Raw genomic sequence first — 22329 nt, forward strand, 5'->3', positions numbered from 1 at the left:
ATGATAATTTTTATGGGGTCGCCCGAGGGCGACGCCGCTCTCCGTGCCCGACGGAGTTCCTGGAGGAGGAGGCGCATGGCCCCGCGAGTCGCCGACGTCGTCAACGCCGATGCCACCCTGATCCAGCGCAGCGCCTGGAGTGATCCCGACCTCTACGCGCTCGAGAAGGTGGCGATCTTCGGGAAGAGCTGGCTCTTCCTCGCCCACGACTCCCAGATCCCCGAGCCGGGCGACTTCGTCCAGGCCTACATGTGCGAAACCCCGGTGATCGTCGTGCGCGGGCGCGATGGACGCGTGCACGCCCACGTGAACAGCTGCACGCATCGGGGGCTGCCCGTGTGTCGCGCCGATCGGGGGAACACGGCGAAGTTCATCTGCCCCTACCACAACTGGACGTACTCGATCGAAGGCAAGCTCCAGGCGATTCCCCAGGCGCGACATCTGCAGCACGCGCCGGACAAGAGCACCCTCGGGTTGAAGGCCGTGCCGCGTCTCGAGAGCTGGAACGGGATGTGGTTCGGGTGTTTCGACCCCGAGGTGGTGTCGCTGGCGGACTACCTCGGCGACATGCGCTGGTACCTCGACGCCTTCTTCGGACGCTTCGCGGAGGGCGTCGAGTTCGTGGGCTCGCCCCAGCGCTGGGTGATCGACGCGAACTGGAAGCTCCCGGTCGAGAACCAGCTCGGCGACGTCAATCACGGGCCGTTCCTCCACGCCGCCGTGATTCCGCCCGAGGCCAACGCCGAGGTCTTCGAGCGCGGCGTCAGCGCCGTTGCCGAGCCCGGACACGGGGCCACCTTCCGCTGGATGCCCGAGGACGCGCCGGTCGAGAGTGTGGCCTGGGGCTTCGAGGGCATGGCCTCCCTGCTGGCACCCGAGGTGCACGACTACCTGCGCGAGATCCAGGCGCGCGCCGCCGAGCGCGTCGGCCCGGCGCGCGCGCGCATGAAGGGCCTGACCTACGGCGTGTTTCCCAACCTCTCGTTCCTGTGGTCGAACACGGCCTTCAAGGTGTCCCACCCGCGTGGACCGGGGCGGGTCGAGTACTGGTCGTGGTCGGTGGTTCCGGCCGACGCGCCCGAGGCCTTCAAGAAGATCCTGCGCGGCAACCACACGGCGTTCTTCGGCGCCGGCGGCATCCTCGAACAGGAGGACTCGGAGGCCTGGATGCAGCAGTACGTCGGCAGTCGCATCGACTTCGCGGAGGACCGGCCGTACTACTACGGGCTCGGCCTCGGCGAGGAGAAACCCCACCCCGAGCTGCCCGGGCTCGTGAGCGTGACGGCGAACGAGTTCTACGCGCGCCACTTCTTCCTGCGCTGGCGGGACGCCCTGCTCGAGGCCGAACGAGATCGCGAAGCCGAGCGAGACCGCGATGCCGGCTGAGGGTGTCACCCCCGAGCTCCAGCTGCGCGTGGAGCAGTGGTACTACCGGGAAGCCCGGCTCCTCGACGGGCGCGAGTACCAGAAGTGGCTCGCCCTGTGCGCACCGGACATCCGCTACGTGGTGCCGGGGCGCGGCAACCCGCTGGTCGACAACGCGGAGCAGGGGCAGGAGTCGATGCTCTCGGTGGAACGCGAGCTCGAGGGCATCGAGTCGGATGGGCTCCCGATCCGCGACGAGACGCTGCCCTACCTGATGCTTCGCGTCGAACGCAGCTACAAGCCCAACGCCTGGTCCGAGAACCCGCCCGCGCGCACGCGCCGGCTGGTCGGAAACGTCGAGATCCTCGGACGCGAAGGCGATCGGCTCTCGATCGTGAGCGCCTTCCATCTCTATTACACCCGCCCAGGGAGCGCCGACTTCCTCTACGCCGGTCAGCGCCGCGACGTGCTGGTGGCCGACGCCGAAAGTGACTACCGGATCGCGCGTCGCGAAGTGGTGCTCGACCTGGCCGAGATCCGCTATCCCACGCTCGGTCTGTTCTTCTAGCTCGCTCGGTCCCGCATCGGATGGGCTGCTCACGGAGTTCCGCACATGCACGTGACTGCGACGATGGGTGCCGACGTGCCGCTGGCCGACGTCGCGGCCCACGCCCGCCGCGTCGAGGCCCTCGGATACGATCGACTCTCGGTGCCCGAGGCACGGCACGATGGCCTGCTCGCCAGTCATGCGGCGCTCCTGGCCACCGAGTCGCTCCAGATCGGGACCGGTGTGCTCGTGGCCTTCGCACGCAGCCCGATGCTCGTGGCCCAGGGCGCGTGGGATCTCCACGCCTGCTCCGGCGGGCGCTTCGAACTCGGCCTCGGCACCCAGATCAAGGCGAACATCCAGGGGCGCTTCGGCATGCCGTGGAGCGCGCCGGCCGCGCGCATGCGCGACTTCGTCGGGGCGGTCCGCGCCTGCTTCGACGCGTTCCAGAACGGCGCGCCCCTGCAATTCGAGAGCGAGAGCTATCGACTCGACCGGCTGCAGCCCTTCTTCAACCCCGGTCCCCTGCCGAGTGGGCCGCCGGCGATCCTGCTCGGTGCGGTCGGTCCGGTCATGACGCGCACCGCGGGGGAGGTCGCTGACGCGATTCAGACCCACCCGACCAACAGCGAGGCGCGCTACCTGCGCGAGGTGATGCGCCCGCGGCTCGACGAAGGTCAGAAGCGCGCGGGCCGCGCCGAGCGCGTCGAGATCGCGGCGGGTCCCTTGATCGCGACGGGTCCGGACGCCGATACGGTGGCGCGCGAACGTCGGAAGGCGCGCGAGACGCTGGTCTTCACCTTGAGCACGCCGGCGTACTGGCCGGCCCTCGAGCACCACGGCTGGAAGGCGGTCGGCGAAACCCTGCGCGACTACACGCGCGAAGGGCGCTGGGCGGAGATGGATGGCGTGCTGCCCGAGGAGGTGGTCGAAGCGTTCGTGCCGACGGCAACGTACGCCGAGATCGCCGATCGCGTGCTCGCGCAGTACGGCGGCACCTGCGAGCGCATCCTGTTCCCGGTTCCCGAGGATCCGGCCCAGGACGCTGCCGCGCGCGAAGCGATCCGCGCGCTGCGCGCCGGCTGAGCGCTACTCGGCGGACTCGCTCTCCTGGTAGCGCGGCGTGATGGCGATCCGGCGGATCGTCTCACGCGACGCGAGCGCGTTCACGACTTCCGCGGCGACGCTCTCGGCGTCCATCATGCGCCCGTACATGTAGCCCTCGGCGCTCCAGCGCTCGACGATGTGAGCGAGCTTCGCCGGGTCGAGCCCGACGCCGAACTCGCTCAGCGCGTCGCCGATCGCCATCGTCGTGAACGACACGCGTCGGTGCTCGCCCTGCCAGGCCTGGACGAGGGTCTCGAGGGCCACCTTGCTCACGACGTAGGTGGCCTGCTCGGGTCGTGGCGGTCGATCGTCGATCACGATCGAGGACATAACGACGGCTTTGCCCGCACTCGCGTCGAGGTGGGCGATGGCCGAGTTCAGGACGAGGGACGCACCGATCAGATTGGTGTCGAGGACTTCGCGCCAGGTCGCGGCGTCGATCTCCTCGATCGGACAGAAGGACGAGATCCCCGGCGCGTAGACCACGGCGTCGAGGCGCCCGAAGGCCTCGACGGTCCGCGCGACGGCGGCGCGACAGGACGATTCGTCGCGCACGTCGCACACGACGGCGAGGTGCTTCTCGCCGGCGGCCCGCGCCGCGGCCTCGATCCGGTCACGACGGCGTGCAGCAAAGCAGGTGTGCGCACCCTCGGCCGCGATCGCCTGGGCCGCGGCGAGACCCAGTCCCGACGAGGCACCGACGACCAGCACCCGGCGGTCGGTGAGGCGGTCCACCCCGGTTCAGTTCCCGAAGTCGGAAGCGCTGTGCTTTGCCATGACCTCGAGAAACCACTGGGGGTACTGGCTCACGAACTTGTTCACGTCCCAGTAGTCGCTCCACAGCGAGATCTTGCCGTCCCGCATCTCGTGGAGCGTCACGAACTTGTGGGCCGCGGTCTCGCCCGTCTTGAAGGTCCAGGTTTCGGTGTGATCCAGGAACACGACGTCGCCATCGATGGCGAGGTGGTGCAACACCTGGTCCTGCCGTTCGAGGTGATCGAAGGCGATGCGCAGCCGCTTCTCGACGTTCTCGGGGCCACGCGCGCCCGGATCGTCGGTGGGAACGTCCTGGTAGAAGATCTCGGGATGCAGACAGGACTTCATCTCCGCCCAGTCCATGCGGCCCAGGGCGGCCCACATGCGTTCCACGGTCTCACGGGTGGCTTCTTTCGACACGGGTCCTCCGAGGCCGGCCAGGCTAGCTCAGGGCTGGCGCCGACACCGGATGGCTAGCGCGTTCAGGGAGCCGGAGCGGCGGGAACCGAGCCCTGACCGAGGATGTGCGTGTACAGGAACTCGATCGGACGATCCTGTTCGGGGACCGGCGCCTTCGAGGTCACCACCACGACGAGATCCATGCTCGGGACGAGGAAGAGGTATTGGCCCTGGAAGCCCTCGGCGGAGATCACGCCATCGCCGTTCGGCGCGTCGCCGGGCGCCAGGGATCGGATCCACCACAGGTAGCCGTAGCCGGATGCGCTCTCGGTCGGGCGCTCGAGGCGGACCTGGCGAGACGTGGAACGCGCGACCCAGGAAGCCGGGACGACCTGGCGACCCTCCCAACGGCCCCCTTGGAGGTAGAGCTGGCCGACCTTCGCGACGTCGCGGGGGCGCATCCAGAGTCCTCCACCCGTGTGCGGGTGCCCCTCGCGGTTGCGAAACCAGCGCACGTTTGAGATCCCGAGCGGGCCGAACAGGTACTTCTCGGCGAACGCATCGGCGTGCAGGCCGCTGCGCGCGTGCAGAATGCTCGACAAGAGAATCACGCCGCCACTGTCGTACTGGAAGTGGGTGCCCGGATCGCGAAGCATCGGCAGGTCGAGGTAATAGCGGGGCCAGCCCGAGGCCATTTGGTTGAGTCGCGAGTGGGGCGAGTCGAAGCCCCGCTCGTGGTAGCCGGTGCCGCTACGCATCGTCAGAAGATGCTCGATCGTGATGCTGCGCTTGCGCGCATCGTCGAAGCGGAGCGTCGGGTGGAAGGGTTCGAGGACGTCCACGACGGATTCGTCGAGGGAGAGGAGCCCACGTTCGACGGCGATCCCGATCAGCGCCGAGGTCACCGTCTTCGTGACCGATTGGAGGTGTTGGAGATCGTCCGGCGAGACCCCAGCCGCGTATTCCTCGACGGCGAGACGGCCGTGCCGCGCGACCAGCAGCGAACGAACGTAGGGGAGACGGCCTTCGCGCAGATCGCGGACCAGCGCATCGAGCCCCTGCGCGTCCAGCTCGAGCTGGGCGGGGGTCGAGCGGGGCCACTCGTCCGCGCACGCGGGGGCGGTGAGCGCCACGCAGGCGAGCAGGGCGCAGGCGCGAGCCAGGACGCGCGGCGGGGAAGGGGAGGCCGAGGGCAATGGCGGTCCGGGGGTAGGGGGAAGAACGCCACGTCGCCGAGACGGACTCGACGCGGGCATCCAAGTTATCGGTGGCCCCGAATGCGCTCTTCAGTACACCGCGGGGGCGAACCCCACGCGCACTACAGCGAACCGCAACTGTCGCTCAGCCGCGCGCAACTCCGGGGGCAGCGATGTGCATCTCCGGGCCCGGGCGGCCCGGGGACGTCCCTAGGTCCAGCAGGCTACGGTGCGCCCCATCGTCTCGCGGTCGAAGAGGGCCTGGATCTCGCGCGGGATCGCGTCGAAGTCCGCGGTCCTGCCGAGTACCGGGTTGAGCTGGCCCGCCGCGAACCCCTCGAGGATGCGCGCGTGGATGCCGTCTCCGACCGAGCGCGGGCAGAAGTTCCAACCCATGCCTTTCTTCATCACGGGGATCAGCGGCTCGGGCGCATACGCGAGCAGGACACCGCAGAGTCGGAAGTTCCCGGTGGCGATGCGCCGGGGCACGAGGGAGGGGGCGTCGGCGACCGACTTGTCCGAGGCGAACCCGATCATCACGTAGCGCCCGTGGTAGGCGAGACTCTTCATCGAACCATCCAGGACGGCCTCGCCCACGCCGTCGAAGACGACGTCGACACCGCGTCCGGCCGTTTCGGCGAGCACGACCTCGGTGAAGTCCTCCTCGCGGTAACGCACGGTCACGTCGGCACCGAGGCGCTTTGCGAACGCGGCCTTCGCCTCGGATCCCACCGTGGCGATCACCCGGGCACCCGCCTGCCTCGCGATCTGCACGGCAGCCGCGCCCGTCCCCCCGGCGGCCGCGTGGATCAAGACGGTCTCGCCGGCCTGCAGCTCGGCGCGGTCCCAGAGCCCGAGACCCGCCAGGTGGAACGGGAAGAAGAAGGCGCCGGCCTCGGGTCCTTCGATCGCGTCGGGCACATCGAAGGCGGACACGGCGGGGCAGATCGCGAACTCGGCCCAGCCCCCGGTCGCCTGCTTCGTCATCGCGACGACGCGGCGGCCGGCCCAGTCTTCGACGCCCTCGCCTCCGCGCTCGACGATGCCCTGGACCTCCATTCCCGGCACCAGCGGGAGCTCGGGCGTCACCATCATGTTGCCGCCGGTGATCCGCTCCATGTCGTTCAGGTTGAGCGGGAGCGCCTGGGTCCGGACCAGCAGTTCCCCCGGTCCCGGATCGGGCACGGGAATGTCGTCGCATTGCAACACCGCTTCGGGTTGCCCCCAAGAATGGGTACGCCAGGCACGCATCAGGATCGCGCTCCTTCCTTCGCTCCGAGTTGTTCGAGGGCCTCGTCGACGGCGACGACCGGCGTGTAGCCGAGCTCGTTGCGGGCGCGCTCGTCGCGCAGGGTGCAGGTGCAGCGGAGGAGTCCGGCGGCGTGTCGGGTGAGCGGAGGTTCCGAGGAGAGGCCCAGGATGCGCCAGGTCGACTCGATCGCGGCGGCGAGTGGACCGACGAGCCAACCGGGAACCGACCGCGACGGGAGCGTGACGCCCGCGGTGGCCATCAGGCGCGGCAGGAAGTCGGCGAAGCGGTGGTTCTCTCCGTCGGTCACGAAGTAGGCGCGGCCGCCTTCGCCGCGTTCGAGCGCCAGTTCTGTGGCGTGGACGAGGTTGGCGATGTGGGTGGTGGAGGTTTCGGCCTGCCCGCCGTCGATCCAGGTGAACGCACCCTTCTCGACCATCTCCTTCACCGATGGAACGAGGGTGGTGTCGCCGGGGCCCCAGACGAAGCGCGGGCGCAGTGCGAGGGTCGTGAACGCCTCGGTATTCGCGGCGAGCACGCGGCGCTCGGCTTCTGCCTTGGTTTCCGAGTAGAGGATCGGCGTGCGTTCCGGGTAGGGATGGGTCTCGTCGACGTCGACGAGATCCTGTCCGTACCAGAGCACCGCCTCGGTGCTCATGTGCACGAAGCGGCGCGCGCCGGCGCGGGACGCGGCGGCGAGCAGCCGCGTGGTGCCCTCGACGTTCGCCTCCCAGAAATCCTCGCGAGAGCCCCAGGGCTCGACATAGGCCGCGCAGTGGACCGTGACGTCGTGCTCGGGCAGCGTGCCCGGATCGCCGAGATCGCCGCGGCAGGGTTCGGCTCCGCGCGCTTCGAGGCTGCGGTCGCTTCGCTCCGAGCGGGACAGTCCGATCACGCGGTGCTCGCGGGACAGCCGCTCGGCGATGGCGCCGCCGATGAAGCCCGAGCCGCCAGTCAAGAAGATTGTCGCCATCGCGCACGCCTCGCCGCAGGTGTCGAAGGCGCCCAGCCTAGCGGAAGGCGGGCACCACCCGAAGCGAATCCGTGGGAGGCGCTAGCTACACAGCGACTGGGACGCCTCGATGCGCTCTTCACACATCGCGAGGATGTCGTCCAGCTGTGCCGGATCGAGCGCGAGTGCCTCCCAACCCCAGATCTGGGTGGGGTCGAGCGCCTCGATGGGGGTATGCCGGCCCGAGCCGAGCCGCGACAGACAGGCAGTCGTGACGCTGACCAGTGCGGTCAACCGCACCACGGCGGCCGGGGCGTCCGGCGGCTCCGGGTCGTGGTGATGGGCGATCACGGCGACGAGGCTCTCGGGGAGTTCCCAACGCCGTGCCACCTCGGCCCCGAGCTCGGTGTGGTCGAAACCGAACTGCTCGCGCTCGGCGACCGAGAACCGCGCGTTCTCCTCGCGCACCCGCGTGACGACGGACTCGTACTCTTCGCGGTGACTGTTGGCGAGCGCGGCCTTGCCGATGTCGTGCAAGAGGCCCGCGGTGAACGCCTCGTCCTGATCCACGCCGCCGACCTGCTTCGCCAGCGCGGAGCACACGGGCCCGGCCGCCGCCGAGTGGGTCCAGAGCAGCTGCTCCATCGTTCCGAACTCGGCGTACGCCGCGCGCATGGCCGACGCCATGATCAGGTTCTTGACCGTGCGGCTTCCCAGCAGCGAGAGCGCCTGCTCGAGGCCGCGGATCTCGGTCGCGAAGCTGTAGAGCGACGAGTTCGACACCTTGAGGACTCGCGCCGACAGGGCGGCGTCCTGTTCGATCAGGACCCGCACGTCGTCGAGGGTCGCCTCCGGATCTTCGATCGCCTCGATCACCTCCGAGGCGATCTTGGGAATGGTCGGAAGATCGCCCGAAGCCCGGTCGAGATAGTTCGCCAACGGTTCTGTCGCCATGTCCCCATCCTGCACGATTGCTTGCAGGGCTTCCTTCGGAGACATCTCCAGCTGGATTGAGCCGAGATCTACACCCGACCGTCATACGCGTACGCGCTTTCCCGGGGAGTCTCTCGCCGTTTCCCTCGTCTACGGCGGCACGACGCAACCCGCGCGCATCTCGAGTTGCAAACCGAGCGCTGTCGCGTTCAGGGGGCCCGGTTCATGGCCGATGCAGCTCCTAACGCCAGCCCTCGGCGTACGGAAGGGGTGGTGCGTTTCGGTGGCAGAAGGGGCTCCGAAGAAGACACAGCGACTCGGCGATCTCCTCGTCGGGGCCGGGTTGGTCACCGATGACCAGCTCAAGATCGCTCTGGCCGAACAGGCCCGGACCGGGAGCAAGCTCGGCCAGATTCTGGTCGATCTCGGGATCGCGAGCGACGAGGCGATCAGTCAGGCCGTCGCTTCCCAGAACGGGGTCGAGCACTACGACCTCGAGCGGGTGACCTTCGAGCCGGCGGCGGTGCGCTGTGTTCCCGAGGGCGTCGCGCGGCGTCACATCCTCGTTCCGATCAGCCTGAACAAGGACAAGCTCCTCGTCGCCATGGCGAATCCCGCCGACATCATGGCGATCGACGAGATCGAGCGGACCAGCGACCTCTACGTCGAGTCGGCGTCCGCGAGCCGTTCCCAGATCCTGCGCGCCCTCGACCGCGTCTATTCGAGTGGTGCACGCAACGAGTCGGCGCTCGAGGCCGCCATCCGGCGGGCGACCGCCGACCACGATGACAGCGACGATGCGGCCTCCGAAGGCGGGGTGATCGGCCTGGTCGAGGAGATCCTCGCGATCTCCTTCCGGAAGGAGGCGACCGACCTCCATCTCGAGCCCGATACCCACGTGGTGCGCGTGCGCTTCCGGATCGACGGGGAGCTCGTGCCGGGCCCGACCCTGGTGGCCAGCCTGCTCCAACCCATCGTCGCCCGGATCAAGATCCTGGCCGGCCTCGACATCTCGGAGAAGCGGCTTCCCCAGGACGGGAAGATCCGCTTCCCGTATCAGAACCGCTCGATCGACCTGCGTGTCTCCACCTTCCCGTGCATCGAAGGCGAGAGCGTGGTGATCCGGATTCTCGATCGGAACCGCCAGAAGCTCGGACTCGTCGACATCGGTCTGTCCGAATCCCAGGTGGAGACGCTCACGGAAGCGACGCGACGGCCGAACGGACTCGTGCTCGCCGCGGGCCCTACGGGCAGCGGCAAGACGACCACGCTCTATGCGCTGCTGCGCGCGATGGATACCGCGACGCGGAAGGTGGTCACCCTCGAAGATCCGGTCGAGTACGAGCTGCCCCTGTCGGCCCAGTGCCAGATCAACGAAAAGGCGGGGCTCACCTTCGCGTCGGGTCTGCGGGCGATCCTGCGCCACGACCCGGACGTGATCCTGGTCGGCGAGATGCGCGACCAGGAGACCTGCCAGATGGCGTTCCGCGCCTCGCTGACGGGTCACCTCGTGCTCTCCACGATCCACACCAACGACTCGCTGCGCAGCGTGTCGCGACTCGTCGACATCGGCGTCGCGCCGTTCATGATCGCGAGCTGTCTGGCGGCGGTGAGCGCCCAGCGTCTGGTGCGCCTGGTTTGCGGTCACTGCAAGGAGGAGTACGTCCCCCAGGAGCACGAGCTCGAGGCGGCCGGCATCCCGGTGGGAACGCCCGGCACCTTCGTGCGCGGCGCCGGCTGTGATCGCTGCCACGAAACCGGCATGCGCGGACGCGAGGCCCTCTTCGAGGTGCTGCGCGTGACGCCTGCGGTCGCTGCGGTGATCGGCGCGGGCGGCCGCATCGACGAACTCGAGAGCGTGGCGTCGAGCGAGGGTCTCGTGACCTTCCGCGAACAGGCCCAGCGAAGTGCCCTGGCCGGGCGACTTCCCCTCGAAGAAGTCGCTCGCGTGACGGCGGAGTACTGAGATGCCGCGGTACCAGTTCGAAGCGCGCGGTGCCGGAGGGGCCGTGGTGAGGGGCGTCGAGTTCGCGCCCGACGAGCTCTCCCTCGACCGGATGCTCGCCGACAGCGATCTCCTGCTGATCCGGGCGACTCACAAACCCGCGCGAGAAGGGCGGGGTTCGTCGACGCGCGCCCTGATCGACTTCTGTTACCACCTCGCGATCGTCTCCGAGTCGGGGATCCCGCTGATCCAGGGGCTGCGCGATCTCTCGGAAGGCGATCACCCGATGCAGACGGTGATCGCCGACGTCGCGCGTCGGGTCGAATCGGGCGAGACCCTCTCGGCCTCACTCGCCGAGCACCCCGCCGAGTTCCCCGAGCTGATGGTGGGTCTCGTGCGCGCGGGCGAAGAGAGCGGAACGCTGGACCGCGTCCTTCACGACCTCGCGAAGCACCTGGAGTGGCGCGAGGACCTGGCGCGGCAGATCCGCGTCGCCTCGATGTACCCCGCGCTCGTGGTCGTCGGGATCTGCGGGCTCGGTTTCGTGCTGGGCGCCTTCGTGCTGCCCCAGTTCCTGAAGATCTTCGACGAGCTCGGCGCGACCCTGCCGCCCACCACGCGGGCGCTGGTCTTCCTCCACGCGTTCTTTCGCGACTACTGGTGGCTGGCCTTCGGGGGGCTCGCCGGTCTGGGCTTCGGCGGGTGGCTCGCGCTCAAGAATCCGGTGATTCGCCACCGCTTCGACCAGACCGTGCTGCGCCTGCCCCTGCTCGGGAAGCTCGCGTTGATGATCGATATGTCGCGCTTCGCGCACAATCTGGGGACGCTCCTCGCATCGGGGATGCCGATCTTGCGTGCCCTGGCGATGGTCGAGGACGTGGTCTCGAACCGCGCGATCCGCGACGCGTTGGCGCGGGGCCGCGATCGGGTCGAGCAAGGCGCCACGCTGACGGACGCGCTCGGTCGCAGTGACATCCTGCCGCCGCTGGTGATGCGGATGCTGTCGGTGGGCGAGGTCTCCGGACGTCTCGACGAATCCCTCGAACGGGTGGCCAGCTACTACGACCGGGAGGTTCCGGCGATCGTCGAACGCGCGATCGCCGTCTTCAACATGGTGGCGCTGCTCGCGCTGGGCGCCGCGCTCGTGACGATCGCCCTGTCGATCTTCGCTCCGCTCTACCAGGCGATGGGAGAGCTCAGTGAGGTCTGATCTGCGCGCGCGGCGTGTCCTGGGCTTCTCGCTCCTCGAGATGCTCGTGGCCCTGGTGCTCCTGTCGGTGCTGGCCGGGGCAACGGCGCCGCTCGCGCTCACCCACATTCGCAACCAGCGTCTGCGCACCACCCTGGATCGCATGACGCGGGTCGTGGTCGGCATGGCCGGCGATCCCCAGCGGGCGTCCCACGGCTATCTCGGCGACATGGGCGCGCTTCCGGCGGTCCTCGACGATCTCAACGCGCGCGGGGCAGCGCCCTTCTACGCGATCGATCCGAACGACGGCGTGGGCGCGGGCTACAACGGTCCCTACGTGGTCCAGGCCGGCGCTGCCGGTGCCGAGTTCGTGGACGCCTGGGGCACGGGCTTTGGCTACGTCGCGGGTACCGCGCAGGTCACCAGTGCCGGTCCCGACCGCCAGTTCGGAACGGCCGACGATCTCGCGATGCCGGGCGACGCGCCCGTGACCAGTGGCTCGGTGACCGTGAACCTGACCGGCGTCCCGAACGACGGCAGTCCCGAGTGCGTGCTCGGCGAGGACGACGCGAACGTCTTCGTGTCGCGGTCCGTCGCCGGGACCCGGAACGAACTGCAGATCGCGGGCCCGGTCGGGTCGGGCGGCCCGTTCGTCGGCACGGGTCTGCACAACGGTCTGCACGGTCTGCGCGTGACGGGGCAGGGCGACTTCGCGGGCGCCTCGGTGCGCGACGTCATCGAAGTGCGCAGCGGCGCGGTCCAACGTCGGGTCACTCTGATCCAGCCGACCGGCCTACCGGCGGGGTGTTGAGCATGGCGCGGCTTCCCATCTCGATGCCGAGTCTCTGGCCCCGCTACGTCGCGCTCGATCTGCGACCGGATGCGGTGGCCTGGGCCGAAGCCCGCTACGCCTTCGGCGGTTTCCGTCTCGCCGCCTGCGGCGAGGAGCCGCGCGCCGAGGGCGAACGCCCGCCGGATCTGATCGCGCGGGTGGTGAAGCAACTCGACCTCGCGCGCGCCCATGTTCGCGTACCGATCCGGCACCCGGAGCTGCGCATCCAGCGCATCGAGCTTCCCGATCTCTCCGATCGCGACGCGCGGGGCGTGGCCGCCCGCCGCAGCGCCGAACTCGCCGAGGGCCTCGGCGAGCCCGGGATCGCCGCCTACGCGCTCTCGTCCCAGCGCACGGATCGCTCGGCCTGGATGGTGGGCCTGCCCGAGGAGTTCGTGCGCTTCGCCGAGGGCCAGTGGGAAACGCTGGGCCTGGAGGTCGCAGCCTTCGACACCCTGCAGCTCGCGCTCGGCTCGGTCTCGCATTGGATGCCGCCGCCGCCCGAAGGCGAGCTGCGCGCGCTCTTCGACATCGGTCCTGCCCATGCGACATGCGTGTTCGCGGATGCGGAAGGCTGGATCTTCCACCGCGACATCTCATTGAAACTGATCACCGAGGTCGGGGTCGACGGCCACGATCGTGGCGATGCGTCGGAACGGATCCTCACCGAGCTCCGGCGCACCTTCCAATACGTCGAGACCGAGCTGCGGCTGGGAACCGTGGGCGAGGTCGTGATCTCGGGCGGTCGTGAAGATCTCTACGAGCTGGTGGAGCCGCTGACCCTCGAGCTGGGCAGAGAGACCCGGATGCTCGGGGAGGTGGTCGCCGAGGGCCCCGCCGCCGGCGCGTCCCCCGGGCTCGCCGTCGTGCTCGGTGCGGTGGCCGGCTGCGCGTCGCCGCGCGGCGGGAACCTGTTGCCGAGAGAGGTGGCCCACGCCCGGCGCAGCCAGCGCCTCGAGCGACGGCTCGGCGCGTCCGTGCTCTGGCTCGGCTGCCTGGCGCTCGCCGGTCTCGCCTACGTGTGGATGAACCTCTCGAGCCTCTCCGACGCCAGCGCGCAGATGGAGTCGGCGTGGGCGGCGCTCGCCGGCGAACGGGCAGCGGTGGAGCGCACCGAAGCCGCGCGAGGCCGGGCGACCTCGGTCGCCGAGGCGCTCGATGCACTCGAGGGTGCCGATCCTCCCTGGCCCCAGGCACTCGATGCGATCGGCGTCCTGCTCCCCGAAGACGCGCTGCTCCTGCGCTTGTCCGCGCGACGCGACGCCGCCGACGCCTGGGTGGCGAGCCTCGACGTCGAGTTCCGCGGCGCCGACATGGCCGAGGCCGCATCGGAGGTCTCGAACTTCGCTGCGCGTCTCACCGACTCGCCGCTGTGGGCGGTGCGGACGCTCGAACGCACCACGGCGCCGCCCGCCGGCGAGCCCGAAGCGGGCGCACGCGTGCACTTCCGCCTCGAGGCGGCCCTGGCCCCCGACGCGGGGCACGGCCTTTCGCTCGATGGCTGGGGGAATCGCGATGGCTGATCGCGCGATCGCACTCACGGGCCGGAACCCGGTCTGGATCGGCGGCGTCTTCGTTCTCGGTGCGGTCGCCGCGTTGCTGTGGCTCGGTCCCGGCGTCACTTCCGTCGACCGTGCGCGCGACGATCTCGCGGGGAAGGAAGATCGCTTCGCCCAGTGGGAGCGCGAGCGGGAAGCCGGCACCGCGATCAGCGACGCGGATCGCGAGAGTTGGGCGCTGCGCTTCGAACGGGTCCGCGCCTTCGGGGAAGACGTCGCCGACGACGCCTCGTTGATGGCGCGAGTCGCCGAGCGGTTGCGGGCACCGAGTGTGCGCGGCGTCGAGGTCGTGCGCACGAGCAGCGCGGCCGACGAGGAGGAGGACGAGGCCGAGGAGCCGCTGCGGCTCTACTCGAGCAGCGGCGACGAGGGCATCGAGCTCCGCCGGGTTCCGCTCCGGGTGAAGTTCGTCGCCGACTACCAGGATCTGAAGCGCATCCTCGACAACCTCACCGCCGGCGCGAACCGCGGGGTGCGCGTTCGCCACCTCGACGTCGAACGCAGCTTTCCGGACGTACGCGTCGAGCTCGAGATCGACATCTGGAAGCGCTCGGAGATCGCGTCGTGATCGACAAGAAGTGGATCGCGCTGTTGGGCATCGCCGCCATCGCGGTCGGCGTGCAGAACTACCTGTTCTTCACGAGCGGACCCGACATGGGTGGCGTGGACGACGACGAGGAAGAAGAGGATTTCATCGACTTCGGAGAGGGCGAAGGAGAGTCCCCCGCAGCCGCGAAGCCGCCTCCGCCGGTGGGGAACGCGACGGCGGCTGCGTGGATGGCGCTCCAGCCCGGCCCGATGCGCAGCCCGTTCCTGACACTCGGTGAGGCCGCGCTTCGCGATGCCGAGCGTCCCCTCGAGATGCGCGTGGGAGGCGTCCTCTTCGGGCCGACGCGACGCGTGGCCTGGATCGACGGCCGCCCACACAGCGAGCACGACTGGGTGGGTGAGCACCGGATCGAACGCATCGGACCCGAGAGCGTGTGGCTCCGGGTCGGAGACGAGCTGATGGAAGTCGCGGTATCCCCCGCCGCTCCCCCGACGGAACTCGAGGAAGAGGAAGAGAACGGTGACGGATAGGTCTTGCCGATTGACGTGGCTCCTGGTCGCGTTCCTGGGGTGCGCGACGACGGGTCCCGAACCCGAAGTGGCCTCGACGGAAGCACCCGAAGCGGCGCCGAGCCCGGTCGAGCCGCCCGGATTCTCGCCGCGGACGGTGACGATTCCGGACGAAGCGCCCCGACCGCCGGCGTTTCGGCTGCTCGAGGAGCGCCGGTTCTCGTTGAACGTCCAGGACGCGCCGCTCCGTGGCGTGCTGTTGGGCCTGGGTCGCGACAGCGCGTTCAACACGGTGGTCGAGCCGGGCGTCGTCGGCAGCGTGACGGCCGACTTCGAAGACGTCTCGCTGCGCGAGATCCTCGACCAGCTGCTGCGCCCGCGCGGTTACCGCTACGTCCTCGAGGGCAACATCCTGCGCGTGTACCGCACCGAGCGGGGCACCCGCATCTACAAGGTCGACTACCCGAACTACTCCCGGAGCGGCAGCTCGGATCTCACCATCTCCGGCGCCATCGCGGCCCAACCCCAGGTCGGGGAGGGCGGCGGCAGCACCTCCGCCGCGGAGGACACCAGTACTTCGGGCGTGCAGACGACTCAGGTCCTCGACTTCTGGAAGGAGGTCGAAGAAGGCCTGCGCGGCATCGTCTTCGGTTCGATCGACGGCGAAGAGGATGCAGACGAGGAAGACGCCGTCCCGGACGCGGTCGACGTGCCGGATCGCAGCGTCGTGGTCGCGCGTCAGGCAGGCTTGATCACGGTCACGGCCGAGCCCGAGGTCCTGCGCGACGTCGAACACTATCTGCGCGAGGTCTCGCTCTCGACCGAGCGCCAGGTGCTGATCGACGTGCAGATCCTCGAGATCGATCTCGGCGACGACCTGTCGCTCGGCGTCGACTGGGACGTGGCCGTCGGCCTCGGCCGCAACGTCGATGGCAGCATCGGGCGAGGCGCGGGCCTCGACCCGGCGTTCCTCGCTCAGGACCTGGCCCCGGCGCTGCTGAATGGCGGCTTCATGTTCGGGATCGTGCACGAGGAGTTCAGCGCCGCCGTGAACGCGATCGCCGACCAGCGCGACGTGCGCGTCGTGTCGACACCCCGACTCGCAACGCTCAACAACCACAAGGCACTGATCAAGGTCGTTCGCAACGAGATCTTCTTCATCGCCGAGGTGAACGCCGAGGTCGTCGACCAGGTGGGTGTCGCCCAGGTCACCGAGTTCACCCCCCAGATCGTGCCCGTGGGGGTCACCCTCGACATCACGCCGCAGATCTCGGACGACGATCGCATCACGATGCATCTGCACCCGAGCATCTCGGAGATCGTGGACATCGTGACCCAGCCGTCGGGAAGCCCCCTGCTGGATGCGACGGGCAGCCTGCCGGTCATCGATCTGCGCGAGACGGACACGGTCATGCGCGTCGACGACGGCTCCACGATCCTGATCGGGGGCCTGATTCAGAGCCGCGAGATCGAGCGCCAGGCGAAGGTGCCGGTGTTCGGCGACATCCCCTGGCTCGGCCAGGCGTTCCGCCAGTCCAATGTGGAACACGAGCGCACCGAGCTCGTGATCCTCGTGACGCCGCGGATCCTGGACGCCCCGATGATCAGTCGCCTGCGCGACAACGCCCGCGACTCCTTCGCGGTGCTCGAAGCGCTGCGCGAGCGACGCCTCGCGGAAGGCCCGTGGTGGAGGCGTCCGATCGGCGAGTCCTACGGAGTGGAGTTCGATGATGTCCTGCCTTAGTCGATGCGTGGCGTGTCTCGTGCTGGCCTTGTCGCCGGCTGTGATGGCGGGGGCCGTCGAGCGCGAGCGGGTCCGCCTCGATTCCCTCGAGCGGAGCGAGGCCGACTTCAAGCTCGGCGTCGCCGCCCAGCGGCGCGGTCACCTCGATGCGGCCGCGGAGGCCTATGCGAAGGCGGTCGAGCGCGACCCGTCCTTCGTCGAAGCCATGGTGAACCTCGCGCGCGTTCGCGCCGCCGAGGGACGCTTCGACCAGGCGGACGAGTGGCTCGATCGCGCGTCGCTCGTGCGGGACGACTATCCGGACATCGCGGCGGCACGCGGCCTGGTCGCCCTCGGGCGCGGCGACGCGAAGCTCGCGGTGAGTGAGTTGACCCGGGCGCGCGTGGTGGAACCCGACGACGTCGAGGTGCTCATCAACCTCGGCGCTGCGCTGATCGAGGCGGGCCTCTGGCTCGAGGCGATCGGGCATCTCGATCGCGCCGCGCGCCTCGACACCACCCGCAGTGCGGCGGTGTTGAACCTCGCGCTCGCCCACGATCACCGCGGCGACGCGGCCCGCGCCGCCTTCCACTACCGCCGCTACCTCGACCTCGTGTCGCCGGGTGACCCGGAGCGCGAGGCGGTCGAGGCGCGTCTGGAACGACTCGCCGGGCGTGTTCCGCACGCCGTCAAGGCAAAGGCCCCGCCCGAGGAAGCCTCGGAAGGAAACACCCCCCCCGACATCAACCCAACGAGGACCGCCGGCAGATAGCTCTGGCGCGAAAACGAAGGAACAGGAGTACGAAGATGCAATCCTTGAACGCAGCGCCCGAGCGTCACCGCGCGGGTTTCACGCTGATCGAGATCCTGGTGGGTGTCGCCATCCTGGCGATCCTGTCGGCGGCGCTCACGCCGCTCGTGATCAAGTACGTGAACGACGGACGGCGCGCCCGCGCGCTCTCCGACAGTCAGATCCTCGGGCAGGCCATCCGGGCCTTCAATCTCGATACCGGGATCTGGCCGGTCAGCAGTGACGGCAACATCAACGACGGCGGCGAGGTCTCGCGGCTCGTAGGTCTGCCCGCCGGCTTCGGAGGCGCGGACATCCCGAACGGCGCCAACGTGGCGACGGGTGACGACAACTGGGACGGCGGCGGTTCGGGCGGAGCCGCCCAGCCGATCGAGGATCACCTGATCTTCAATCGAACGGCGACCGTCGACCCGCTCTATCCGGTGAGCGCTTCGCCCCCGCAGCCGCCGGGCTGGAACGGTCCCTACCTGGATCGGGTGCCGCTCGATCCCTGGGGTCGCCCGTTCGTGTGCAACGTCCGGTACCTCCAGAACGCGAACGTCAACGGCACCACCCAGGCCGAGCGCGACCAGCACGCGGTCTGGTGTCTGTCGGCGGGCCCGAACGGCGTCTGGGAGACCGCGTTCGACGACGGCACCGAGATCGAGAACAACCCGGGCGGCGACGACATCGGCGCCGTGATCCAGGGCAACCGCAACCGCAACTAGCGGTCTCAGCAGATGGCGGGCCGTGCCCCGCCATCTCGGCACGCTCGTTGGGGGATCCGTGCGGCGTGCGTTCGGCATCGTGCCGGGCGCACGTCGCAGGGGTCCGGCCGACTAGCGCGGCTCGCAGACGAAGACGGGAATGTTGCGCTTGGTCCGCGCCTGATAGTCCTCGAAGGGCGGGTAGTACTTCACGCAGGTCGGCCACACCTCGGCCTTCTCGGCGTCGTCGACCTCACGTGCCCGCAAGGGCATCACCTGGCTCTTGTACTGCACCTCGATCTCGGGGTGCGCGCGCAGGTTGTTCGCCCAGACCGGCTCCTTCGGAGCGCCGCCCTGGGACGCCACCACGATCACGCCATCGTTGTGGGGGACGTACATCAGCGGGACGGTACGGGGCTCGCCGCTCTTCGCGCCCGTCATGTTCACCAGCATGACGTCGTAGCCCTGGAACTTGCCCATGATGCGACCCGAGGTCCATCGGTACATGCGGACGTTCAAGTTCGAGTAGGGCTTGATGAAGCGCCGCAGGGTCTTGAACTCGCGTTCGGTCATCTCGCCTTGGGCCATGCTGCCTCCTCGTGTGGCGCGCCAGTGTATCCGAAGGCGTGGGGGCTGCGGGTCGCATCGAGCCGCGCTCGTTCGACGAGCGACGGCAATCCACTAGCGATCGGGCTCGACGAAGGAGCGCCCGGCGCGGAAGTCGTCGGCTCGCGCCTCGATTTCCTGGGCCTGCGCGGTATTCCCGGCGTCGCGGGCGCGCTGCGCTGCGCGTTCGCTCCAGACGAGCGCCTCCTCGAACGCGCCGCCCGCGGCGAGGGCCGTTGCCAGGGTGTCCAGCTGGTGGGCGGGCGCTTCCCCGCCGTCACCGACCAGCGCGCGCGCCAGGGTGAGCGCCTGTTCCGGGTCGCGGTCCGCCGGGTCGGGTGCGGTCGCGAGCAGCCAGGCCAGGTTGTTGCGATTGCCCGCGCTGCGCGGCGCGATCTCCAGCAGTGCTCGCCGGTAGCCGATGGCCGGTCGAAACGCGCGCTTCGCCTCGGCGTCCTTCGCGAGCACGTCGAGCACCCGCGCCTGGCGGGGGTCGAGGGCGTGGGAGCGCGTGAAGGCGGCGAGCCCCGCTTCGCGGTCTCCGGCCCGCAGCAACGCCGCTCCGAGTCGCGCCTGGTTGCGCGCATGCGCGGGATCGATCTCCACGGCCCGTTGCAGACTCGCGAGCGCGCCCGCCGGGTCGTCGCGCTTCCGCAGGTGGGAGGCCTTCGTCTCGTAGTAGGTTCGCACCGCGAAGCGGGCGTAGTCGGGGTCGAGGGAGAACGCGTGCTCGTAGTGGGCTTCGGCGGCTTCCAGCGCGAGGGTGCGGGCCTGAATCGAGCCGAGACCGATGTGGGCGCGCGGGTGATCGGGGGACACGGCGATCACCCGGTTCCACATGGCAATGCCGTCGCGCCAGTGGTCGACCTGCCGAACGCTCGTGAGCGCGAGGGCGGCGACCGCGGCGACGCCCGCGGCTCCGAGCAGCGTGGACCGGTTCCATCTCGCGGCCGCGTCGGCGAGGGGCCAGGTGCAGGCGACGGTCAGGCCGATCAGTGGCAGGTACATGTAGCGGTCCGCCGAGGCCTGTTCGCCCACCTGGACGAGGCCGAGGGTCGGCACGAGCATGCCGCCGAACCACAGCCAGCCCATCCAGAACGCGGGCACCCGTCGCTGCAGCGCCGCGCCGAGCAGCGTGAGCGCGGCGAGCACGAGCAGGGCGCTGCCCCATTCGAACAGGGAAGGGCGACCTTCTGTCGGCAGCGGGTAGAACGCGGCGAGGTTCGCAGGCCAGAAGGTATGGAAGAGATAGGACCCGTAGGCATGGATCGCGGTGGCCACCCGATCGAAGCCGCCGCGTTCGGCGCCGAAGGCCATGGCGCCCGTGTCGCGTTGGACGAAGTAGGTGACGATCGAAGCGGCGATCACCAACGCGAAGAGCGGGAGCTTCTCTCGAACCGCGGCGCCGTCGAGTCGACGCAGGGGCCAGTAGTCCAGCAGCAGCAGCACGCAGGGCAGCGTGACGGTGGTCGGCTTCGAGAGCAGCGCACCCGCGACCCCGGCGACGACGAGCGCGTAGCGCCCGGAGCTCGGTACGCGCGCATAGCGCGCGTACGCCAGCAGCGTGGCGTTGAAGAACAAGCCCGATACCACGCCCTTGCGCTCGGAGATCCAGGCGACGGTCTCCACGTGCAGCGGATGGACGGCGAACACCGCCGCGACGAAGGCGCTGCGCCAAGGCGCGTTCGTCAGGGCCAACATCGCGAAGAACAGCAGTAGGCTCGAGGCCGCGTGCAACACGAGGCTCGTGGTGTGATGACCGCCCGCGTCGTCGCCGAACCACGCGTGATCGAACTGGTGGGAGTGCGCGGTCAGGGGCATCCAGTTCGAGATCAGCGAGCGGGTCCAGGCGTTCTCGATGGCCTCGCCCAGCGAGGCGACCTGAAGGTCGGGGTTGAGCTGGATGCCGCCGAGATCGTCCAGATCGGCGAAGCCGTGGTCGCGGATCGCGCCCAGCGATGCCACGCACAGCACGGCCAGGCCCGCGGCGAGGGCCGGCACGAGCCAGACAGGACGTGCGGGGTTGGGAGCGGCCGGGTCCGCGGGCATCGCCGGCGAAGACTAGGCCCCGACCGGCCGCGATGCGCGGGGTTTCCGGCCGCTGCGAGAAGTGTCAGGCGCAGCAAGGGGTTAGCGCGACCCTTGCCGGTCTCCGCCGGAAGGCGGACTTCGAGTCACCTTGAGAGGCCCGATTTCGTGACGGCGTTCGGGGGGTTGGGCGATTCCCGGCCGCATTTTTTTCACACAACCCTGACGAAATGTTTTGATTGCACTGTAGGGATCATGGTAGAAACCCCACTTGGAGCCAGTTCCAGCTCCGGAAACTCCTTGGGAAGGGGGTATTTCAAATGGTCCTGCGGACCCGTCTGTCTTGTGCTGCTTTTCTGTTAGCTGTCCTCGTTAGCGCTCCTGCGTTCGCGATGCCGAGCTACACGAACCTCTACACGTTCGGTGATAGCTTGGTGGATGGCGGTAGCGTCTTCGGCCTCACTGGCGGAACGACGCCCGATCCCGCGCTGGGTTACTGCGCTGGTCGCTTCACGAATTGTCCCGTGGTGCCGACCGACCCGATCACGCCGGCCGATTCGGTCTCTCAAGCGATCACGGGGGGGAACGCGAACACGTTCCTCGCTGGTGGCACGAACTTCGCCTTCGGCGGAGCGCGCGCCAACAACCTGCCGCCCCAGAGCGGTCAGATCGTGCCCGACCTCGGCGACCAGCTCCTGGCCTATCTCCAGGAAGTGGGCGCTGGCAACCAGGTGGTCGACCCCGGTGCGCTCTACCTGATCAACGTCGGTGGCAACGACGCGCGTGACATCGTGTTGCAGGGCCTCACCGGCCCTGCGCGCGCCGCCTACATCCAGAGCGCGACGGATGCCCTTCAAGGCTTCATCTCGGTGCTGAAGAACGTCTACGGCATTCAGCACGTGGGCGTCGTCGGGCCCGGCGACGTCGGCGGGATTCCCGAAGTGAAGGCACTCGGTGCGGCTGCCCAGGCAGCGGGCCGCGCGGCTTCCGAAGACATTTCGGCGGCCTTCGCGGGTGTGGCCTCGACGACCGGCTCGCAGTTCTTCGACACGATCGCGCTCACAGACGCCGTTCTTGCCGACCCGGCCCTGTTCGGGCTGCCGGCAGGTCTGAACGTCGACGATGCCTGTCTGCTGGCGGGCGCTGCACCTCCGGGTGGCGCACCGGTCTGCAACGACTTCGCATTCTTCGACCCCGTGCACCCTACGACTCAGGTTCTTCAGATCCTGGGTCAGGGGATCGTGAATCAGTTCGTGCCCGAGCCGGGCACGGCCGTTCTCGTGGGCATGGGCCTGTTCGGGATGGGGCTTCGCCGCCGCCTGAACTGAGTTCGTTCTCGAAAAGCAGCACGAAGCGCCGGCATCCCAGAGTGGGGTGCCGGCGTTTC

Annotated in this window: 21 protein-coding genes; 13 read left to right on the top strand and 8 right to left on the bottom strand. The window is 69.2% G+C overall.

Annotated elements, in window-relative coordinates; translation table 11 throughout:
• Positions 1 to 75: 75 nt before the first annotated feature.
• Genes AAF430_11730 through AAF430_11740 form a run of 3 tightly spaced genes read left to right on the top strand, consistent with a single transcriptional unit; the run spans position 76 to position 2998 of the window.
• Positions 76 to 1386: a Rieske 2Fe-2S domain-containing protein gene (locus AAF430_11730; GenBank protein MEM7410897.1), complete on the top strand. Its 1311-nt coding sequence runs from the start codon at positions 76 to 78 to the stop codon at positions 1384 to 1386.
• Positions 1376 to 1933: an aromatic-ring-hydroxylating dioxygenase subunit beta gene (locus tag AAF430_11735; protein ID MEM7410898.1), complete on the top strand. Its 558-nt coding sequence runs from the start codon at positions 1376 to 1378 to the stop codon at positions 1931 to 1933. Before AAF430_11730 ends, AAF430_11735 begins: the two co-directional genes overlap by 11 nt.
• 45 nt (positions 1934 to 1978) lie before the next feature.
• A complete protein-coding gene (locus AAF430_11740; GenBank protein MEM7410899.1) occupies positions 1979 to 2998 on the top strand; it encodes a TIGR03617 family F420-dependent LLM class oxidoreductase in 1020 nt (339 codons plus the stop codon).
• A 3-nt stretch (positions 2999 to 3001) separates the two neighbouring features.
• On the opposite strand, the gene AAF430_11745 is transcribed toward AAF430_11740, so the two are convergent.
• The 6 genes from AAF430_11745 to AAF430_11770 form a co-directional block, all read right to left on the bottom strand.
• On the bottom strand, positions 3002 to 3754 hold the full coding sequence (locus tag AAF430_11745) for an SDR family oxidoreductase (GenBank protein MEM7410900.1): 753 nt from the start codon (positions 3752 to 3754) through the stop codon (positions 3002 to 3004).
• Positions 3755 to 3760: 6 nt separating this feature from the next.
• On the bottom strand, positions 3761 to 4195 hold the full coding sequence (locus tag AAF430_11750; protein ID MEM7410901.1) for a nuclear transport factor 2 family protein: 435 nt from the start codon (positions 4193 to 4195) through the stop codon (positions 3761 to 3763).
• Positions 4196 to 4257: 62 nt separating this feature from the next.
• Positions 4258 to 5307: a serine hydrolase gene (locus AAF430_11755; GenBank protein MEM7410902.1), complete on the bottom strand. Its 1050-nt coding sequence runs from the start codon at positions 5305 to 5307 to the stop codon at positions 4258 to 4260.
• A 273-nt stretch (positions 5308 to 5580) separates the two neighbouring features.
• The gene (locus tag AAF430_11760) at positions 5581 to 6621 is read right to left on the bottom strand and encodes a zinc-binding dehydrogenase (GenBank protein ID MEM7410903.1); all 1041 of its coding nucleotides are present in this window, start codon (positions 6619 to 6621) and stop codon (positions 5581 to 5583) included.
• A complete protein-coding gene (locus tag AAF430_11765; GenBank protein MEM7410904.1) occupies positions 6621 to 7592 on the bottom strand; it encodes an NAD-dependent epimerase/dehydratase family protein in 972 nt (323 codons plus the stop codon). Before AAF430_11765 ends, AAF430_11760 begins: the two co-directional genes overlap by 1 nt.
• An 81-nt stretch (positions 7593 to 7673) precedes the next feature.
• Positions 7674 to 8525 (bottom strand): HDOD domain-containing protein, encoded by an 852-nt coding sequence (locus tag AAF430_11770; protein ID MEM7410905.1) that lies wholly within the window; start codon positions 8523 to 8525, stop codon positions 7674 to 7676.
• Between the two features lie 262 nt (positions 8526 to 8787).
• Between AAF430_11770 and AAF430_11775 the strand changes: the two genes are divergently transcribed.
• From AAF430_11775 to AAF430_11815, 9 genes are read left to right on the top strand one after another with little or no spacing between them, the layout of a single operon-like run.
• The gene (locus tag AAF430_11775) at positions 8788 to 10470 is read left to right on the top strand and encodes an ATPase, T2SS/T4P/T4SS family (GenBank protein ID MEM7410906.1); all 1683 of its coding nucleotides are present in this window, start codon (positions 8788 to 8790) and stop codon (positions 10468 to 10470) included.
• Between the two features lies 1 nt (position 10471).
• Positions 10472 to 11659 carry a type II secretion system F family protein gene (locus AAF430_11780; protein MEM7410907.1) on the top strand — a complete coding sequence of 396 codons (1188 nt, stop codon included), beginning with the start codon at positions 10472 to 10474 and terminating at the stop codon, positions 11657 to 11659.
• Positions 11649 to 12449, top strand: coding sequence for a prepilin-type N-terminal cleavage/methylation domain-containing protein (locus AAF430_11785; GenBank protein ID MEM7410908.1), 801 nt, complete (start codon positions 11649 to 11651; stop codon positions 12447 to 12449). Before AAF430_11780 ends, AAF430_11785 begins: the two co-directional genes overlap by 11 nt.
• A gap of 2 nt (positions 12450 to 12451) precedes the next feature.
• Positions 12452 to 13993: a hypothetical protein gene (locus AAF430_11790; protein MEM7410909.1), complete on the top strand. Its 1542-nt coding sequence runs from the start codon at positions 12452 to 12454 to the stop codon at positions 13991 to 13993.
• Positions 13986 to 14597, top strand: coding sequence for a hypothetical protein (locus tag AAF430_11795; protein ID MEM7410910.1), 612 nt, complete (start codon positions 13986 to 13988; stop codon positions 14595 to 14597). Before AAF430_11790 ends, AAF430_11795 begins: the two co-directional genes overlap by 8 nt.
• Positions 14594 to 15109 (top strand): hypothetical protein, encoded by a 516-nt coding sequence (locus AAF430_11800; protein ID MEM7410911.1) that lies wholly within the window; start codon positions 14594 to 14596, stop codon positions 15107 to 15109. Before AAF430_11795 ends, AAF430_11800 begins: the two co-directional genes overlap by 4 nt.
• Positions 15110 to 15119: 10 nt before the next feature.
• On the top strand, positions 15120 to 16832 hold the full coding sequence (locus AAF430_11805; protein MEM7410912.1) for a secretin N-terminal domain-containing protein: 1713 nt from the start codon (positions 15120 to 15122) through the stop codon (positions 16830 to 16832).
• A 28-nt stretch (positions 16833 to 16860) separates the two neighbouring features.
• Positions 16861 to 17583, top strand: coding sequence for a tetratricopeptide repeat protein (locus AAF430_11810; GenBank protein ID MEM7410913.1), 723 nt, complete (start codon positions 16861 to 16863; stop codon positions 17581 to 17583).
• A gap of 35 nt (positions 17584 to 17618) precedes the next feature.
• Positions 17619 to 18329 (top strand): prepilin-type N-terminal cleavage/methylation domain-containing protein, encoded by a 711-nt coding sequence (locus AAF430_11815; GenBank protein MEM7410914.1) that lies wholly within the window; start codon positions 17619 to 17621, stop codon positions 18327 to 18329.
• 111 nt (positions 18330 to 18440) lie between these two features.
• Here the strand turns inward: AAF430_11815 and AAF430_11820 are convergent, their stop codons facing one another.
• Both AAF430_11820 and AAF430_11825 read right to left on the bottom strand, forming a co-directional pair.
• Positions 18441 to 18896 carry a nitroreductase family deazaflavin-dependent oxidoreductase gene (locus AAF430_11820; GenBank protein MEM7410915.1) on the bottom strand — a complete coding sequence of 152 codons (456 nt, stop codon included), beginning with the start codon at positions 18894 to 18896 and terminating at the stop codon, positions 18441 to 18443.
• Between the two features lie 93 nt (positions 18897 to 18989).
• Positions 18990 to 20963 carry a hypothetical protein gene (locus AAF430_11825; GenBank protein ID MEM7410916.1) on the bottom strand — a complete coding sequence of 658 codons (1974 nt, stop codon included), beginning with the start codon at positions 20961 to 20963 and terminating at the stop codon, positions 18990 to 18992.
• A 371-nt stretch (positions 20964 to 21334) separates the two neighbouring features.
• Between AAF430_11825 and AAF430_11830 the strand changes: the two genes are divergently transcribed.
• Entirely contained in the window at positions 21335 to 22270 is a 936-nt protein-coding gene (locus AAF430_11830; GenBank protein MEM7410917.1) for an SGNH/GDSL hydrolase family protein, read from the top strand.
• Positions 22271 to 22329 lie beyond the last annotated feature (59 nt).

The organism is Myxococcota bacterium (assembly GCA_039030075.1).
GTDB lineage: Bacteria > Myxococcota_A > UBA9160 > UBA9160 > SMWR01 > JAHEJV01.

Bases quoted from the DNA above. Each gene is read 5' to 3' on its own strand.
- AAF430_11820 (MEM7410915.1), bottom strand. From the start codon at position 18,896: ATGGCCCAAGGCGAGATGACCGAACGCGAGTTCAAGACCCTGCGGCGC.
- AAF430_11740 (MEM7410899.1), top strand. From the start codon at position 1,979: ATGCACGTGACTGCGACGATGGGTGCCGACGTGCCGCTGGCCGACGTC.
- AAF430_11780 (MEM7410907.1), top strand. From the start codon at position 10,472: ATGCCGCGGTACCAGTTCGAAGCGCGCGGTGCCGGAGGGGCCGTGGTG.
- AAF430_11735 (MEM7410898.1), top strand. From the start codon at position 1,376: ATGCCGGCTGAGGGTGTCACCCCCGAGCTCCAGCTGCGCGTGGAGCAG.
- AAF430_11830 (MEM7410917.1), top strand. From the start codon at position 21,335: ATGCCGAGCTACACGAACCTCTACACGTTCGGTGATAGCTTGGTGGAT.
- AAF430_11765 (MEM7410904.1), bottom strand. From the start codon at position 7,592: ATGGCGACAATCTTCTTGACTGGCGGCTCGGGCTTCATCGGCGGCGCC.
- AAF430_11760 (MEM7410903.1), bottom strand. From the start codon at position 6,621: ATGCGTGCCTGGCGTACCCATTCTTGGGGGCAACCCGAAGCGGTGTTG.
- AAF430_11815 (MEM7410914.1), top strand. From the start codon at position 17,619: ATGCAATCCTTGAACGCAGCGCCCGAGCGTCACCGCGCGGGTTTCACG.
- AAF430_11730 (MEM7410897.1), top strand. From the start codon at position 76: ATGGCCCCGCGAGTCGCCGACGTCGTCAACGCCGATGCCACCCTGATC.
- AAF430_11795 (MEM7410910.1), top strand. From the start codon at position 13,986: ATGGCTGATCGCGCGATCGCACTCACGGGCCGGAACCCGGTCTGGATC.
- AAF430_11770 (MEM7410905.1), bottom strand. From the start codon at position 8,525: ATGGCGACAGAACCGTTGGCGAACTATCTCGACCGGGCTTCGGGCGAT.
- AAF430_11825 (MEM7410916.1), bottom strand. From the start codon at position 20,963: ATGCCCGCGGACCCGGCCGCTCCCAACCCCGCACGTCCTGTCTGGCTC.
- AAF430_11790 (MEM7410909.1), top strand. From the start codon at position 12,452: ATGGCGCGGCTTCCCATCTCGATGCCGAGTCTCTGGCCCCGCTACGTC.